Genomic DNA, 16,029 nt, shown 5'->3' with positions numbered 1-16,029 from the left:
TGGGTTGCTTTTTCTGTTTTTATCACCCCGCTCCGGCCTTCGTCGGGGGGTGGGCGCGCGCGGGGGCGCCGGGGGCGCCCCCCGCGACCACGCCGGTGACGGCGAAGACGGACGGCCAGGCGCCGATCCGCTTCGCCAGCGGGTGCGAGCCGCCGAAGGCCGCCACGTACAGGCCGGTCAGCGCCGCCGCGGTGCCCGCGCCCGCGCTGCGGCGCCACTGCGCGGCGGCCCCGGCACCGGCCACCGCCAGCACCGCGCCGCCCAGTTCGCGCCGGCCGCTCCACCGGGCGACGCCGTAACCGCCGACCAGACCGCTCGCCGCGGTCAGCGCGGCGGGCGGGGCGGCCGTGAAAACGTTCGGGACCTTCGCCATCGTCGACTCCACTCGTGGGGGCTGTGTCGTTTTCCGACCATAACCCGGTGAACGAACGGGGCCGCCGGGACCTCCCTCCGGAGCACCGGCAGCGCCGACAGCGCCGTCCGCCGGAGCGCCGCCGGGCCTCCTACCGGAACGCCTCCGCGGGCGTCTGCCCCGGCACCGTGGCGGCCAGCCGGCGGGCGGCCTCCGCCGGGTCGAGCACCCGCTCCAGCCGCAGGTCGCCCGGGACCTCCTGGATGAACCGCCCGGCCGACCAGCTCCGCTCGTACGGCAGCGGCTCCAGGACCAGGGTGCGCACGCCGTCCACCACCGGGATGTCGCTCGGCGTCCCCTCGTTCCACACCCAGGAGCCGTCCGGCGCGACCAGGTTGAAGGCGCCGGTGGCGACCACCCGGCGGCCGTCCAGGAACGCCGTCCGGGCCAGTGCCACCACCTCCCGGTCCTGCGGGGTGCCGGGCAGGTGGCCGCCGCCGATCAGCACGTCGGCGAGCAGGGTGTGCAGCTGGAAGGTGTCGCTCAGGCCGCTCATCCGCAGCAGGTAGCCGGTGCCGGTGGGGCGGTCGAGCACCAGCAGCGGCTCGTCGTCCAGCATCAGCGCCAGGTGGACCAGGCCCTTGAAGTCGTGCTGCTCGCCCTGGTAGCGGTCGAACAGCTCCAGGATCACCTCGGTCACGCCCGAGGCGCGGGCCTCGGCCCGGACCTCCGGGTGCGCGTACACCGCCCAGGCCGCCTGCTGCCACAGGTGCAGCGTCCACCAGGCGACCACGGCCAGGTGGGCGTGCCACTCGTCCAGGTGCGCCGGGTCGGCGATCCGCTCGTGCGCCTCGGCCGGATCGTCCTCCTCCGCGCCGGGCAGCGGTCCGCCGCCGGTGGAGACCCAGCGCCGCACCAGCAGCTGCGCGCCGGTCAGCGCCCCGCGCAGTCCGGCCAGCACCGGGCCGGAGCAGGCGACCGGGTCGGCGCCGTGCTCCACGCAGGCGCCCACCACCATGGCCAGGTGCGCCCGGGGGAACGGCGGGGCGTCCGGCAGCAGGGCGGCCAGCCGGGGCCCGGCCGCTGCCTGCTCCGCCGGGTCGGCCGTGCCGAACAGCCCGCCGACCAGCCCGAGGGCGGGCCCGAACTGCTCGTCGTCCCCGGCCGCGACCACGGCCTCCAGGGCGGCCACGGCTGCGGAGAAGGTGGGCTGTTGACGGTGCGACGGTATCTGCTCGGTGGACATTCGCCGCAGCATAGGGGGCGGAGCCGGTCCGGCGGAAACTCCTCCGCGCCCCGGCCCGCCCGGGCCGTACGCGGGCCCCTGTCGGTGCCCGGTGGCAGACTTCGACCGTGACGGACTCCGAGATCACCGACGGCAGCTACCTGGTCCGCAACGTCGGGAACGGCCTGCTGCTTCAGGTCGCCGAAGCCTCCCGGCGCAGCGGTGCCCGGATCGTCCTCGGCGCGGACGACGGCAGTGACGCCCAGCTCTGGCGCCTCGCCGCCGTCCACCCGGGCGGCGCGCTGTTCCACATCGAGAACGCCGGCAGCGGCAAGCGCCTGGACGTCACCGGCGCCTCGACGGACGACGGCGTCCGGATCCAGCAGTGGTCGGCCAACGCCTTCGGTGCCCAGGAGTGGCTGCTGGAGGCCCACGTGGACGCCCCGGGCACCTACACGGTCACCAGCTTCATCAGCGGCAAGCCCCTGACGGCGGGCGACACCCCGGAGGCCGACGTCCACCAGAGCGAGGACGTCGACGCCCCGGCCCAGTGGTGGCGCTTCGAGCGCCGGGAGGGCTGAAGGCCCGTCAGTCCGCGAGGTTGGCGCGGGCGGCGTCGAGTTCGGCGTCCGTCGTGCCGTGGTGGCGGAGGTAGCCGGGGATCGTGCCGTGGTGGTCGTGGATCCAGGCCAGGGAGGAGACCAGGAGCTCGGCGTCGACCGGGCGGGAGAGGCGCTCGGTGCCGGTCTCGTCGAGGTACGGGGTGGGGCCCTTGTCGAGGCCGAGGCCGATGTTGGAGAGCAGGAAGTCGGCGGTGATCTCGGCCTCGGAGGCGCCCAGCAGGGACTGGAGGACGGCGATGGTGAGCCCGGTGCGGTCCTTGCCGACGGCGCAGTGGACGACGGCGGCCAGCGCGTCCGGAGCGGCGAGGCGGCGGACGACGGCGGCGAGCGAGGGGCCGGCCGTCGAGGCCATGAAGGGGTAGAGGGCGGCCTGGTCCTCGGGCCAGGGCCGGTCGGCGTCCTCGGGGTGCGGGGGAAGGGTCGGCAGACCGAGGGTCTCGTGGTCGAGGCAGTGCCGCTGGTCCGGCCAGGCCTCCAGCTCGTACGCGCTGCGCAGGTCGAAGACCGTCCGCAGGCCGAGGGCCTTGAGCCGCCGGGCGCCCTCCTCGGTGAGGGTGTGGAAGGACCCGGAGCGGTACAGCACGCCCCGGCGGAGGGCGCCGATCCCGCCCGCGTCACGGAAGTTGCGCACACCGGGGATGTCGATGAAGGCGTCGGTCATGGCCACCACGGTACGGGCGGGCGCGGGCGGGAGGAAGGAGGAGTGCGACGTCGGCGGCCCGGCGGGAGGACACCGTCCGAAACCGGCCCCCGCCGGTGGGCGACCGGCTGCTCAGCGCCCGCCCGAGACCTCCAGGAACGCCCCGGTGGTGTACGAGGCCGCCGGGGAGAGCAGGAAGAGGATCGCCTCGGCGACCTCCTCCGGCTGCCCGCCGCGCCCCATCGGCAGGCCGGGCGCGACCCGGTCGACCCGGCCGGGCTCGCCGCCGAGCGCGTGGATGTCGGTGTGGATCAGCCCCGGCCGCACCGCGTTGACCCGGATGCCCTCGGCGGCGACCTCCAGGGCGAGGCCGCGGGTCATCGAGTCCACTGCGCCCTTGGCGGCCGCGTAGTCGACGTACTCGTTCGGCGAGCCGATCCGGGAGGCGGCCGAGCCGACGTTGACGATGGCGCCGCCCCGCCCGCCGTGCCGGGTGGACATCCGGCGGACGGCCTGGGCCGCGCACAGGAACGGGCCGGTGATGTTGGCGGCCCAGATCCGGGTCAGCCGGTCCTCGTCGATCTCCTCCAGCCGGCACTGCTTCTCCAGCGTGCCGGCGTTGTTCACCAGCCCGGTGAGCGGGCCGAGCTCGTCGTCCACGGTGGTGAACAGCCGCTCCACCTCGGCGGTGCGGGTGACGTCGGCGCGGACCGCGAGGGCGGTGCCGCCGTCGGCCCGGATGGCGTCCACCACGGCGGCCGCCGAGGCCTCGTCCGTACGGTAGTTGACGCAGACCCGGTAGCCGCGGCGGGCGGCCAGCAGGGCGGTGGCGGCTCCGATGCCGCGGCCGGCGCCGGTGACGATCAGGACCTCGTCGGTGGGAGTGGTCGACATGGACCGTACGCTACCCGGCGGCCGGGCGGCCCGGACCGGAATTCGCTCGCCCGGCGGGGCCCGTTCGGCGAGGATGCCCGGACGAGGATGCGGTGCCCGCCCGTCCGTCCGTCCGAGAGGAGTCCGCCGATGTCCACCACGACCGCCGTTCCCGGCGTCGCCTCCGTTCCCGGTGCCGCCTCCGTTCCCGGCACGGTGCTGCTCTCGGGCATCGTCGGCTCCACCGCGTACGGCTTCGCCCACGCCGGCTCCGACCTCGACCGGCTGGGCCTGTTCGCCACCCCCACCGAGGAGTTGCACGGCCTGCACCGCCCGGCCGAGTCCCAGGTCACCACCGCGCCCGACGTCACCCTGCACGAGGCCGCCAAGTGGTGCCGGCTGGCGCTGGGTTGCAACCCGACCGCCTCCGAACTGGTCTGGCTGCCGGACGAGCTGTACGAGGTCCGCACCCCGCTCGGCGACGAACTGGTCGGTCTGCGCGCGGCCTTCCTCAGCGCGCCGGCCGTGCGGAAGGCCTACCTCGGCTACGCCGACCAGCAGTTCCGCAAGCTGCTGACCCGCGACACCGCCGACCCGGCCGCCCGCCGCCGGGCCGCCAAGCACGCCCGGCACCTGGTCCGGCTGGTCGAGCAGGCCGTCCGCCTGCACGAGACCGGCCGCAACCTGATCCGGTTGCCCGACCCCGAACGCATCCGCGAACTCGGCGAACGCATCGCCGACCGCCCCGCCCTCGCGGAGGGCCTGCTCGCCGACGCCGCCGACCGGCTGGCCGGCCGAGGTGTCCTTCCCACCGCCCCCGACCAGCGCCCCGTCGAGGCCTGGCTCCGCCGGGTCCGCGCCGTTCACTACACCCCGCCTCAAGTCCCGCTCCACGAGCCCGGCACGCCCGCGCAATCCACTGGCGGAGCCCTGGGCCCCACCGGGTAGGATCGCCGTGGTCCTTCCGCCCGGGCATCCGGGCGCGCCGGGACCGCGGGCCACTAGCTCAATTGGCAGAGCTGCGGACTTTTAATCCGTAGGTTCAGGGTTCGAGCCCCTGGTGGCCCACCTGGTCGAGGCGAGTCCGGGCGTCCTCCCTTCGGGGAGGGCGCCCTTCGTCGTGATCGGCGCGGTATCGGCGCGGCGCAGGGCGGGGCGCGGCGGGCGACGTGTCATCCGGCGGGGCCGCGACGGGAGTTCCGCCGTTCGGCGACCCGGCGGAGGCGGCGCTCGGCGGCTCCGCCGGCCGGGTCCCGAAGGGCCGGGCCGGATCATCGGCGAGGTCGTCGCGGAAAGAGTCCGCAGGACAGTTCGTGTCCAGGTGGACCGTGAATTCTCGGACATCCGGACGAACAGCCCCCAAAGGGCGGCAATTTCACCCGGGCTGCTCCGGCTCCCCGGAATCCCGTACGCCAGGTGCGGTTCGGATCCGACGAAATTGCTCCACAGATGGGCGTTTGTCCCGCAAGAGGGGTGAACGGGGGGCAATGTCATAGCGAAATGGACGCGGTGTAACCCGCGTCACACCGAACGGTCGTTGACCGGGGACGGTCAATGAATCAATACTCTCGACAAGCAGCTGCCGTATCACCCGTCCGCACAAAATTTCACCGAATCATCCGGGGTTGAGAGGTTTCGCGGACGCGAAGGCTCAGCGGGTGGGGTCGAGCCGACGGAAGAGTCCGACCCGCTTTCGGTCCTGGAATTCGCCGGGTTCCACGCGGTGCCCGGGGGGCCGCGATCGGCGCGGTGTGTCGATGTTGTGTGCACTGGGTTTGCCTTTCGTCATGACCAGGGTCGCGGCCCACTTTCTCGGTTTCCCTGACGGCCGTCACCGACCTGCGCGAGCACGACCGTGCAGGCGCGCGGGCGGATTCGATCTCCGGTGGAAAGAGGCAGGAAAAGTGATTCTCGACAATGCTCTCGTCCGGTACTACGAAGAGATCCGTTCAGTCCTGCGGGACCTCCTGGGCGGCCCGGAGAAGGCCGACGCCGAAGGTTTCACGCCGGGCGTCGAACTGCCCGAACTCACCGAGGCCATGCGCGAGTACCTCGCGGTCTCCGGCCTCGGCCACGCGGCCATGCCGTCGTACCGGGGCCGGAACCTCGCGCTGCTCGACCTCACGCGCAACCCGGCCACCATGACGACCAAGACCTTCGCCTCGCTGGTCATCGTGGCCAGGGCGGTCCGCTTCGTCCAGGACACCGGCCGGCGGGTCACCATCGTCACGCCGTCCTCCGCCAACAAGGCCATCGCCATGCGCGACGCGGTGCTCCGGGCCGTCCGGACCGGCCTGGTGGACGCCGACCGGCTCAACGTCATCACGGTGGTCCCCGAGGGGGCGGTGGCCAAGCTGCGCAGCTCCGAGCTGTTCACCGACCCCGGGCTGCGGGCGCGCAACCCGATCGCGGTGTACGGGGGCGAGGAACCCGGCACCGTGAAGGCCATCGCCCTCGGGCTGGTCGACGAACACCGGAGCGCTCTGGAGAAGGAGTGCGAGACCAACCTCTGGTACACCCTCCAGCTGGAGAACTACCTGGCGGCGGACGTGGTCAGGGCGCTGGCCGAGGCCGACCTGTTCCCCTCGGCGCCCGGCGAGGCCCGGCTGCACGTGCACTCGGTCTCCAGCGCCTACGGGCTGCTCGGCCACGCCCACGGCCGCAGCCGGCTCCCCGCGGACGTCCGCTCCCGGACCCTGCCGCCGCACTACTTCCTGGTGCAGCACCTGGGCGCTCCCGACATGGTGCTCAGCCTGTACAACGAGGGCTCCACCGACACCGGGAACCTCCCGGCGTACTCCTACGACGCGGAGACGGGACTGTTCACGCAGAGCGCCGACCCGCGGTACCCCGCGCAGACCTTCGATCCGGGGGAGACCCTCGACCCGACCTTCTACACCCGCAACCCGCCCACCTCGCCCCGGATGAACGAACTCATCCGCACCCAGGGCGGCGGCGGCATCGTCGTCTCGCTCGCGGAGTGCCTCGGCCGCTACGGGCAGGTGCGCTCGCTGCTCGGGGAAGCCGGCGTGCGGCTGCCCGCGAACCCCACCGCGCTGCGCGAGTGGTCCCTGGTGATGGCGATGACGGGCCTGCTCAACGCCGTCGACCGGGGGCTGGTGCCCGAGACCGACATCCTCGTGCACGGCTCCGGCAGCTACTCGGCGACGGACTACGGCCACCTCACCGTCCGGGACCTGCACCCGGTGGCCACCGCCGAGGACCTGCGGCGCGTCGTGCTGGACGCCACGCCCTCCGCCTGACCGCTCGGGCGGGGCCCCGCCCGCCCGTGCCGGGGCCCCGCTCCGCCGCCGTCCTGCTCGCCACAGACGACCCGCTCGCCACCGACGACCCGCCGAGGTGATAGCCCCGTGGTCCCTGCCGTCCCGCCCCCGCGCGCCACGCCGCACCAGCGGCTGCGCATGCACACCGGTTACCACTGGCGCAACAGCGGCAACCGGGTCCTGACCACCGCACGGACCGCCTGGGACACCCGGGACGGGGCCGGCTTCCCGGCCGTCCGCTCGGAGGCCGGGGGACTGTCGGTGAGCTACGCGGGCCTCGCCGAAGGCCTCGCGTACACCCTGGAGTTCACCGAGCTCCGACGCGACGCCGACGTCCACGGCGTCCGGCGCCGGACCGGCCGGCTCACCGGAGCGGCCCTCCGGGACCCCGCCCGGCTGCCCGACGCGGACATCGTCATCGTCGGTACGAGCGCCGAGCGCGCCCGCGCGCTGCCGCGCGAGGCCTCCCTCATCGTGCCGATGCGGGTGCACTTCGTGATCGACTTCGACGCGGACCCCGACACCGTCCGGCAGCGCATCTCCAAGCGCGAGCGCCAGCAGTTCAAGCACGACCTGCGCGACCACGCCTGGACCTGGGGGCTCAGCCGCGACCCGGCTTGGTTCGACCACTTCTACGACCGGCTCTACCGCCCCACCATGTTCCAGCGCCACGGGGACCGGGAGCGCACCGAGACCAAGGACGTCTCCTACGAGTGCCTCTTCCGCGGCGGCCGGATGTTCGTCCTGCGGCAGGACGGCGAACCGATCGGCGGAGCGCTCTGCCACTGGGACCGGGCATCGGGGACGATGACCCTGCGCCTGCTGGGCGTGGTCGACGGCGCGCGGGAGCACTACGACAGCGGCGCCTTCAAGGCGATCTACCACTTCCTCATCGACTGGTGCGCCCGCCACGGCGTGCGCCGCCTCGACTTCCAGGGCACCGAACCCTTCGTCAGCAAGGGCACCTACCAGTGGAAGCGGCGGTTCGGAACCAGCGTGCTGCCGCCGCCCAACCACTTCGGCGCCAAGCGGCTGTGGCTGCAGGTCCGCGCCGACACGCCGGAGGTGCGGGACTACCTGGTCGCCAATCCGGTCCTGGCCGAGCGGACGGACGGGACCCTGGAGGCGGTCTACTTCCGCGACGCGCGGCGTGCCCCCCGGCTCGACTACTCCGCCAAGTCCCCGGGAGTGGCGGGGGTGCGCGAGGTGGACCTCGACGCATTCCTCGCCGGCGCGGCGCGCGGGCCCGCCGGAAGGGCCCGCAGATGACCGCCCCGTGGTACGGCACCGCGCCGCCGCCGCTCGACAACCGGCTCGAACTGCCCGCCGTCCAAAGGGAACTGGCCCGGGTGGAGGACGGCGAGTACGCCCGGGTGGTGCCGGTCGCGTCGTCCCTGCGGCCCGTCATGCTGCCGCGTTCCTCCTACGACGAGCTGTTCACCGCCACCGCCGACCTGCTGGCGCTGCTGCGCCGCACGCTGCTGGAGCGCGCTCCGACGGCGGCCGGCCGGATCGCCGCGCTCGGTGCCGACGAGCGGATGTACCCCCTCGTCATGGACGGCCCGGCCGAGGAGGACTACGCCACCTGCATCGCCCGGCCCGACGTCATGGTGGGCGCCTCCGGCCCCAAATTCCTGGAGTTCAACATCGGCTCCGGCATCGGCGGGGTGGTGGACACGGCACTGCACACCGCCGCGTGGGTGGCGGCGTTCGGCGGCCCGGAGCGGATGCCCTTCGACGCGGTCGATCCGCTCGCGGTGCGCGACGAGCTCTTCGTGCGCGCCGTCCGGGCCCTGGGCGTCGAGCCCGCGGTCGCGATCGTCGGCACGCTCCGGGACTTCGGCGGTCCCCCCAGCCGCTACTTCGAGATCCAGGAGGAGTCGCTGCGCCGCCGCGGCCTGGCGGCCGAGACGTTCGAGCCGGAGGACCTGCTCGACGGACTCGGCCTGCCGGGAGAACCCCGCTACCGGCTCGGGCTGCGCCACTTCACGATCCTCGAATGGCTCGGCCACGGCATCGACCTCGGGCCGGTGCGGACGGCCCTGGACGCCGGCGTGCGGTTGATCGCGAGCCAGACCGCGTACCTGATCGCCAACAAGAAGGTGCTCGGCTGGGTGTCCGAGGGGCGGCCGTGGATGACGGACCGGGACCGGCGGACCGTCGAGCGCTACCTGCCGTGGACCCGCGTGGTCGGGGACCGGCCCGTCGAGCGGCACGGCCGGACCGTGCCGCTCCCGGAACTGCTCCTGGAGCGCCAGGAGGAGTTCGTGCTGAAGCCCGCCATCGGGATGAGCGGGCAGCAGGTCCTGGTGGGCCGCTCGTGCCCGCCGCAGGCCTGGCGGGCGGCGGTGACCGCGGCCGCCGCGGCGCGGGACCACATCGTCCAGGAGTGGGTGGAACCCGTGCCGTACCGGATGGAGTTCGCCGGTCCGGACGGATCCGGCAGCCACCAGGCCGAGGTGGTGCCGGTCTTCAGCCCCTTCCTGTTCGACGGGCGGGCCGCCGGCTGCATGGTGCGCTACCTCCCGCCCGACCGGGACGGCGTGGTCAGCATCCACGGCCACGGAGCCCTGTCGAACGTGGCGTTCGCGCTCCGCTGACCCCCGCGACTCTCCCCAGGAGGACGACATGACGACCTACTCGCGTGCCGACTACGGCCCGGTGTCCGTGTCCTACACGGCCGAACTCGACGGCGGCGGCAACACCTTCGGCCGGGCGTACGAGCCGTTCGTCCGGTCCCGGTTCGGCCGGGTCGGATCGGTCTTCGAGTGGTGCGCCGGCCCCGGGTTCATCGGCTTCTCCCTGCTGGCGGCCGGCCTGTGCGATTCGGTCGACCTGGGCGACGTGAACCCCGCCGCCGGGGACGCGGTCGAGCGGACCATCGCCGAGAACGGTCTGCGCGGCCGCGCCCGCTTCCACCTCTCCGACGGCTTCGACGACGTGCCGGCGGACCTCCGCTGGGACCTGATGGTCGGCAACCCGCCGCACGTCAACCAGGACGCGGCCGCCTCGGACTACCAGCGTTCCCACTCGCCGCTGATCTGGAAGGACACCGACTGGGCCATCCACGGTGCCTTCTACGACGCGGCGGCCGAGCGGCTGCGGCCCGGCGGCTCGGTCCTCATCCAGGAGAACCACCGGTTCTCCGCCCCGGAGGACTTCACGGAGATGGTCGGGAAGGCCGGCCTGGAGGTCGTCGGCGCCTTCGGATGCGGCGAGGGCCGCGAGGACTACTACTTCCTCTGGTCCCGGCTGCCCGGGTCCCGGACGTCCTGAGGCCCCCGCTCCGGGCACCCGTTCGACGCCGACCACCGGACACCACAGCGCGAGGAGAGCGCATCATGCCGCGTCCCACGACGAATCCCGTGATCACCTGGATCTACCAGTCCGAGGACCTCGACCCCGCGGGGGTCGAGGCGTTCGAACGGGGCATCACCCGGCGCTACTCGGCGCTCTCCCGGCCCCGCGGCCTCGACTTCCGGGTGATCAGCGCCACCGAACTGGTGCCGTCCTGCGTGGGTGGCAGGCCGGTCCTGCGCCACGGCGACGAGGACCTGCTGGAGCGGCGGCAGTGCTTCATCGTCGAGGACATGGCCACCGACCCGCAGGGCCTCCAGGCGCTGCGGGCCGTCTACCGCACCATCGAGGCGAGCGACTCCGTCCTGCTCAACCGCTCGTACACCGGCCCCGACTACCTGGAGCGCGACAAGCTCGCGCAGCTCCAGCACGCCGCCGGCCTGGGCATCCGGACCGCGGACACCGTCGCCGTGCCGCCCGGCAGGTACGCCCGGCGGGTGCTCGGGGAGGTGCGGCGCGGGCTCGGCGACGGGCCCTACATCGTCAAGCCCCGTGAACTGACCGGCGGTTACGGCGTGCTGCGGGTCGACTCCGAGCAGCAGCTCGGCGCGGTGGTCGACCTCGTCGCCCAGGCCGTCGGCGGGTACCTGGTGCAGCCGCTGATCCCGCACTCCGGCGACATGCGCGTCTTCATGGCCGACGGCGAGGTCGTCTCCTCGCTGACCCGCCGCCCCCGCCCCGGCGGCTACCTGGCGAGCGTCAGCCAGGGCGGGTCCGTGGAGGTGAACCGGGACCACGACCAGGTCGCGGACCAGTGCGCCCGCATCGCCCGGGACCTGCGGGCCGAGTGGATCTGCGTGGACTGGCTGATGACGGACTCCGGTCCGGTCCTCAACGAGTGGAGCACCGCTCACGGCGGCTTCACGGTGATGCCCGAGCCGGAACTCGGCAGGGTCGCCGACGCCTTCTTCGGCTGGATAGGCCGACGCTTCGAGGGGAAGCCGCCCGGCCGCTGAGCCCGGGACGGTCCGCGGGCCCGTGCCGCACCCGCCCGACAGAGCGGGCGCGGCCCGGGCCCTGCCCGTCGTCCGGACCGGGTCTCAGGCCCCGGCGGCCGGGCCGAACGCCCGGCGCAGCCGGACCGTCCAGACGATCACGGCCGCGAGCGCGATCGAGGCCACCGCCGTGGCCATCCCGGCCTGGATGCCGACGGAGACGGTGATGCTGCTGGCCACCAGCGCGCCGAGCGGGACGCCCAGGCCCGAGGACAGCATCCGGCGGGTGGTGTTGACGCGGCCCTGGAGCTCGGGCGGCGTCACCTCCTGGGAGTAGGTCATCGTGTTCACCAGGACGACGAGGTACGCCGTTCCCCACACGGCCAGGGCCACCAGCGCGACCAGCCAGTTCGAGGTGAGGACGACGACGAGGCCGAGCAGCGCCCCGACCGGCAGCACGCCGAGGAGCAGCGGGAAGGCCTCGAAGCGCCGCCGCAGCCGGGGCAGCAGCAGGGAGCCGCCGATGCCGCCGGCGCTCCAGGCCATGTAGAGCAGGCCGATCCGTCCGTCGGAGCCGTGGATGCCCAGCGCGCGGTCGGCGAAGACGACCAACTGGCCGACGATGGCGCCGCCGGAGAACGACTGGAGGGTGCCGACCACGGTCATGATCCGCAGCGTGGGGTGGCCCGCCAGGAACCGCAGCCCCTGGCCTATGGACTCCTTGAAGCCCGGTCGCTCGGTGCCCGGGGCGGCGGTCCGCGGCGCGACGTTGACGACCGCCCTGATGAACAGCGCCGACACGGCGAAGCTCAGGGCGTCGAGGGCGAGCGTGCCGGCCGGGCGGAACAGCGCGATGAGGCCGCCCGCCACGGCGTTGCCGACGATGCGGACTACGGTCTCCGCCCCGTAGAGGGCGCTGTTGGCCTGGGTCAGGCCCTCCTTCCCGACGATGTCGGGGACGAAGCCGTAGACGCCCGCGTCGAAGAACAGGGCGAGGCCGGCGGACAGGAACGCCACCAGCATGACGTGCCATGCCGTCAGCGCCCCCAGGGCCCAGGCCAGGGGCACGGTGGCGAGGCAGAGGGCGTTGAGCCAGTCGGTGGCGATCATCAGGGTGCGGCGGTCCACGCGGTCCGCGACGGCGCCCGCGATCAGGCCGAAGGCCAGGTAGGGCAGCGTTCCGGCGGCCGCGACCAGGGAGACCAGCAGCGGCGACCCGCTCTCCTGGAAGACCAGGACGGGGAGCGCCACGGTGGTGATGGCGGACCCGAGGCCGGAAACGGCGCGGGAGAGCCAGAAGTTGCGGAACCCCTCGATGCGGCGGAGGGGGATCGCCTGCGCGGTTGACATCTCGTGATCGGTTTCCGTTCCTTCGGTGACGGTGACGGTGAGTGGTGCTGGCGGCGGCGCGGCGCGGCCCGGGCGGCGGGTGATCTCCTCGCGCCGGGGCGAATTCTGACGGCCCGACATTTCGCGCCGGGCGTCGCCGGTCCGGTGTGCCGCGGTGCCGCCGCGGTGGGGCGGGCGGCCGAAAGAAACGGTCGACACCCGGACCCGGGCCGGTGGCCGGGTGGGTGTCGACCGGAGCCGAGGGGGGTCTTCGCGGGGCCCGGGAGGGCGGGTTGTGCTTGCCGGGCCGCTCGTTGTCGGCGGACACGGGGGGTGCCGGCGTTCGGGCGGGCCGACGGTGACGTCTCCACAGCGCGGTGTCTCGGGCGGCCGGTTCGGAAATCACGAAACATTCGGCACTGTAACAGTTCGTTGCGCTCATGACACCCGTGTGCGGCGCATCGCGGATCTCCACGCGGCGCGGGCCGCGGGGGAGTGCGGCGAGCTCCGGAGCGGTCGGGGGCGGGACGTCGCACAGTGGCGTGAGTCACGCTGGAATCGGGCGATTTCGGCTGTTCTGTCTGGATGTTGTCCGTTGATTGGTGGGATTGCCTCCGGGCCGGAGGTCGGTGATCGTGTCGGGCCTAAATATGATCGGAAGCCACGATCGTCGGTTAGTGGTGACGGTCGTATGTGCAACCTGGGAACGGTCCGGACCGTCTCTCTGTGTGCGGTGCGCCGGATCGTCAGGGGCGTCGCTTCCGTCGGTGAAAGGTACGCGCATGTCAGGTCGGAGGGGCGAGAGCCCGGCTCGGGGCGAAGGCGTGCCCGCGACGGAAGACGCCGCGGGCTCCGTGCCCTCCCCGCGTGCCGGCGGCCGGGCGGAGGCCCGTCGCGCCGCCCAGGGCAAGGGCGGACGCGGCGGTGGCGGCGGCGGGAAGGCGGAGGCCGCGTCGGCGGGTGGTGGCCGGGCCGCCGCCCGCAAGAGCGCCAAGCCCAAGAAGAACGTGAAGAAGATCGTCGCCTGGTCGACGGCGGGCGTGCTGGTGGTCATCGCCGGCGTCGGCGGCGCGATCTACCTCAAGCTGAACGCCAACATCAAGTCCTTCGACGCCGACGCGATAGCCCGCAACCGCCCTCCGGAGGCGAAGGCCGACGCGGACGGCAACAAGCCGGTCAACATCCTGCTGATCGGTTCGGACAGCCGCGGCAAGAACAACGCGGACCTCGGCGGCGGCGAGGACGGCGGCGCCCGTTCGGACACCACGATCCTGTTGCACGTCTACGCCGATCACAAGCACGCCGTGGGGATCTCGATACCGCGCAACGCCAAGGTCGAGCTGCCGTCCTGCAAGCTGCCCAACGGCAAGTGGACCAAGGGCGGCAACACCGATCTGTTCAACGCCGCGTTCTCGATGGGCGGCAGCGACGACGGCAACCCGGCCTGCACCCAGAACACGGTGGAGAAGCTCACCGGCATCCGCGTCGACCACACCCTCGTGGTCGACTTCAACGGCTTCGCCTCGATGACCTCGGCCGTCAACGGCGTGGACATCTGCCTGCCGAAGCCGATCTACGAGGGTGACATCAACCCCAAGCTGAAGAAGAAGGGCGACCTCGTCCTTCCGCAGGGCAAGCAGACCGTGGAGGGCCAGAAGGCGCTCGACTACGTCCGGCTGCGGCACGGCATCGGCGACGGCTCGGACATCGGCCGGATGAAGCGCCAGCAGGCGTTCCTCGGTTCGCTCGCCAGCAAGATCAAGAAGGATGGGATGAACCCCACCACCCTTCTGCCGCTGGCCGACGCGGCGACCAAGTCCCTGGTCGTCGACCCCGGCCTGGACTCCGCCGACAAGCTGCTCTCCTTCGGCCTGTCGCTGAAGAACATCGACATGCACGACCTCAAGTTCGTGACGGTCCCGTGGCGTTACCGCACCCAGGACCAGGACCTCGACCTGGTCCAGGCGGACGCCGGCAAGCTCTGGGAGACCCTCAAGGCCGACCAGACCATCGACGGCCAGAACGCCACCGGCCAGCAGCCGGACGCCCCGGCCGACGGCACCAGCCCGGCCCCGCAGCAGCCCGCGCCGCCCACCACCCCGGCCGCCCCGGCCGCGGACACCGCCAACTCGGCGATCAGGGTGGCGGTCTACAACGGAACGAGCGTCAACGGCCTGGCCGGCAAGGCGACCGAGCAGTTGAAGGGCGCCAAGTTCGCCGCCAGCACGGCGGGCCAGGCGGCGAGCACCAAGTACAAGACCACCACGATCGAGTACGGATCCGGGCAGAAGGCGAACGCCGAGAAGGTCGCCGCGCTGTTCCCGGGCGCCGGCCTGGAGCCCAGCAGCGCCCGGGGCATCTCGGTGATCGCCGGCCAGGACTTCGCCGCCGCGATGGGGATGGCCACCGGCGCCCCGGCCGGCGGCGGCGCGACGGCCGCCACCCCGGGCGTCCCGGCGCCCCCGCAGCCGCTGCCGACCACCATCACCAACGACGCCCGTTCCGCGGACGACGACATCTGCGCGAACACCAGCTACGGCAGCGGCGGCTGACCGAACCCACCGGGTACCACGGGGACGACCCCCGGGCCGGCGTCCTCCGGGGCGCGCGGGCCCGGGGGTCGTGCCATGGTGGGCCTGGGGCCGTACGTCCCGGGGGCCGAACTCCCCCGGGCGGGGACCCAGCGGTCACCGCGAAAGGCGGACCCATGCTCGAGATCGCCCTCCAGTTCGACATCGCCGCGCCCCGGGCCGTGGTGCTCGCCGCGCTCACCACGCACGACGGGCTGACCTCCTGGTGGACCACCGGCGTGGACCGGGACGGCGACGTCCTGCTGTTCGACTTCCCCGACGTCCCCGAGCCGTTCCGGCTGCGGGTGGAGCGGGCCGACCCGGACCGGGTGGTGTGGACCAACGCCGGTTCCTTCCCGCCGCACTGGGCCGGCACCTGGATCAGCTGGGACCTGGCCGAGCCGCCCGCGGTCCCCGGCGTCCACGCGGCCCCCGGTGTCCCGTCGGCGGCCCCCGACCGGTCGGCGGCCCCTGAGGCCCCCGAGGCCCCCGCCGCCCCGGACCGGCCCGCCGCGTCCGGGCACACCCGGCTGCTGTTCCGGCACGGCGGCTGGCAGCCGGGCAGCGAGGAGGGCGTCCCGGCGGTGGCCGGCACCTGGGCCGAACTGCTGGTCCGGCTCAAGGACTACGCGCAGAGCGGCAAGGTGCAGCCCTACTTCGTCACCGCCCACCGCCACGACGCCCCGTGAGCACTCCGTGAGCACCCCGTGGGCGCCCGGTGACGGCCCGGCGGCCGGTCGCCCGCCAGGGCGCCGTCCGGTGGCGGGATCGCGGCGGCGGGCCGATGGTGGCGGTGTACCGCCGTCGTCCGGGCCGGGCCGAACCCCAGCCCGGCCCGGCC

13 protein-coding genes, 1 tRNA gene and 1 pseudogene are annotated in these 16,029 nt (G+C 73.4%); 10 read left to right on the top strand and 5 right to left on the bottom strand.

Annotation, left to right across the window (positions count from 1 at the left end; all coding sequences use genetic code 11):
* Nucleotides 1-22 precede the first annotated feature (22 nt).
* Nucleotides 23-373, bottom strand: a complete 351-nt coding sequence (locus tag ACFVHV_RS39050; protein WP_380357968.1) for a hypothetical protein — start codon at nt 371-373, stop codon at nt 23-25.
* 130 nt (nt 374-503) lie between these two features.
* Complete coding sequence (locus ACFVHV_RS39045; RefSeq protein WP_380357965.1) at nt 504-1,598, bottom strand: hypothetical protein; 1,095 nt, start codon at nt 1,596-1,598, stop codon at nt 504-506.
* 101 nt (nt 1,599-1,699) lie between these two features.
* Here ACFVHV_RS39045 and ACFVHV_RS39040 point away from each other — a divergent pair.
* A pseudogene (locus tag ACFVHV_RS39040) lies at nt 1,700-2,158 on the top strand (RICIN domain-containing protein); the annotation flags it as partial.
* A gap of 7 nt (nt 2,159-2,165) precedes the next feature.
* Here ACFVHV_RS39040 and ACFVHV_RS39035 read toward each other — a convergent pair.
* Nucleotides 2,166-2,861: a tyrosine-protein phosphatase gene (locus ACFVHV_RS39035; protein WP_359897945.1), complete on the bottom strand. Its 696-nt coding sequence runs from the start codon at nt 2,859-2,861 to the stop codon at nt 2,166-2,168.
* Between the two features lie 111 nt (nt 2,862-2,972).
* Complete coding sequence (locus tag ACFVHV_RS39030) at nt 2,973-3,734, bottom strand: SDR family oxidoreductase (protein WP_380357962.1); 762 nt, start codon at nt 3,732-3,734, stop codon at nt 2,973-2,975.
* A 129-nt stretch (nt 3,735-3,863) separates the two neighbouring features.
* Between ACFVHV_RS39030 and ACFVHV_RS39025 the strand changes: the two genes are divergently transcribed.
* The 7 genes from ACFVHV_RS39025 (at nt 3,864) to ACFVHV_RS38995 (ending at nt 11,310) form a co-directional block, all read left to right on the top strand.
* Nucleotides 3,864-4,661, top strand: coding sequence for a DNA polymerase beta superfamily protein (locus ACFVHV_RS39025; protein WP_380357960.1), 798 nt, complete (start codon nt 3,864-3,866; stop codon nt 4,659-4,661).
* Nucleotides 4,662-4,708: 47 nt separating this feature from the next.
* Nucleotides 4,709-4,781, top strand: a tRNA-Lys gene (locus tag ACFVHV_RS39020).
* Between the two features lie 836 nt (nt 4,782-5,617).
* Nucleotides 5,618-6,976 (top strand): DUF6002 family protein, encoded by a 1,359-nt coding sequence (locus ACFVHV_RS39015; RefSeq protein ID WP_380357957.1) that lies wholly within the window; start codon nt 5,618-5,620, stop codon nt 6,974-6,976.
* Between the two features lie 108 nt (nt 6,977-7,084).
* Complete coding sequence (locus ACFVHV_RS39010) at nt 7,085-8,266, top strand: hypothetical protein (RefSeq protein WP_359897941.1); 1,182 nt, start codon at nt 7,085-7,087, stop codon at nt 8,264-8,266.
* On the top strand, nt 8,263-9,597 hold the full coding sequence (locus ACFVHV_RS39005; RefSeq protein ID WP_359897939.1) for a hypothetical protein: 1,335 nt from the start codon (nt 8,263-8,265) through the stop codon (nt 9,595-9,597). The genes ACFVHV_RS39010 and ACFVHV_RS39005 overlap by 4 nt, the downstream gene beginning before the upstream one ends.
* A 28-nt stretch (nt 9,598-9,625) precedes the next feature.
* Complete coding sequence (locus tag ACFVHV_RS39000; protein ID WP_359897937.1) at nt 9,626-10,273, top strand: methyltransferase; 648 nt, start codon at nt 9,626-9,628, stop codon at nt 10,271-10,273.
* A 65-nt stretch (nt 10,274-10,338) separates the two neighbouring features.
* The gene (locus ACFVHV_RS38995; RefSeq protein ID WP_359897936.1) at nt 10,339-11,310 is read left to right on the top strand and encodes a hypothetical protein; all 972 of its coding nucleotides are present in this window, start codon (nt 10,339-10,341) and stop codon (nt 11,308-11,310) included.
* 84 nt (nt 11,311-11,394) lie between these two features.
* Here the strand turns inward: ACFVHV_RS38995 and ACFVHV_RS38990 are convergent, their stop codons facing one another.
* A complete protein-coding gene (locus ACFVHV_RS38990) occupies nt 11,395-12,639 on the bottom strand; it encodes an MFS transporter (RefSeq protein WP_359897935.1) in 1,245 nt (414 codons plus the stop codon).
* An 803-nt stretch (nt 12,640-13,442) separates the two neighbouring features.
* Between ACFVHV_RS38990 and ACFVHV_RS38985 the strand changes: the two genes are divergently transcribed.
* Together ACFVHV_RS38985 and ACFVHV_RS38980 are read left to right on the top strand one after the other, a co-directional pair.
* Complete coding sequence (locus tag ACFVHV_RS38985) at nt 13,443-15,170, top strand: LCP family protein (RefSeq protein WP_380357951.1); 1,728 nt, start codon at nt 13,443-13,445, stop codon at nt 15,168-15,170.
* Nucleotides 15,171-15,325: 155 nt separating this feature from the next.
* Nucleotides 15,326-15,877 (top strand): SRPBCC domain-containing protein, encoded by a 552-nt coding sequence (locus ACFVHV_RS38980; RefSeq protein ID WP_380357948.1) that lies wholly within the window; start codon nt 15,326-15,328, stop codon nt 15,875-15,877.
* The last annotated feature ends 152 nt before the right edge of the window (nt 15,878-16,029 follow it).

Source organism: Kitasatospora sp. NPDC127116 (assembly GCF_042677365.1).
In the GTDB taxonomy this organism is placed as follows: domain Bacteria; phylum Actinomycetota; class Actinomycetes; order Streptomycetales; family Streptomycetaceae; genus Kitasatospora; species Kitasatospora lactacystinica.
This window is presented reverse-complemented; position numbering and strand designations above follow the sequence as displayed.

Bases quoted from the DNA above. Each gene is read 5' to 3' on its own strand.
- ACFVHV_RS39045 (WP_380357965.1), bottom strand. From the start codon at position 1,598: ATGTCCACCGAGCAGATACCGTCGCACCGTCAACAGCCCACCTTCTCC.
- ACFVHV_RS39030 (WP_380357962.1), bottom strand. From the start codon at position 3,734: ATGTCGACCACTCCCACCGACGAGGTCCTGATCGTCACCGGCGCCGGC.
- ACFVHV_RS38980 (WP_380357948.1), top strand. From the start codon at position 15,326: ATGCTCGAGATCGCCCTCCAGTTCGACATCGCCGCGCCCCGGGCCGTG.
- ACFVHV_RS39050 (WP_380357968.1), bottom strand. From the start codon at position 373: ATGGCGAAGGTCCCGAACGTTTTCACGGCCGCCCCGCCCGCCGCGCTG.
- ACFVHV_RS39000 (WP_359897937.1), top strand. From the start codon at position 9,626: ATGACGACCTACTCGCGTGCCGACTACGGCCCGGTGTCCGTGTCCTAC.
- ACFVHV_RS39005 (WP_359897939.1), top strand. From the start codon at position 8,263: ATGACCGCCCCGTGGTACGGCACCGCGCCGCCGCCGCTCGACAACCGG.
- ACFVHV_RS38995 (WP_359897936.1), top strand. From the start codon at position 10,339: ATGCCGCGTCCCACGACGAATCCCGTGATCACCTGGATCTACCAGTCC.
- ACFVHV_RS39035 (WP_359897945.1), bottom strand. From the start codon at position 2,861: ATGACCGACGCCTTCATCGACATCCCCGGTGTGCGCAACTTCCGTGAC.
- ACFVHV_RS39025 (WP_380357960.1), top strand. From the start codon at position 3,864: ATGTCCACCACGACCGCCGTTCCCGGCGTCGCCTCCGTTCCCGGTGCC.
- ACFVHV_RS38990 (WP_359897935.1), bottom strand. From the start codon at position 12,639: ATGTCAACCGCGCAGGCGATCCCCCTCCGCCGCATCGAGGGGTTCCGC.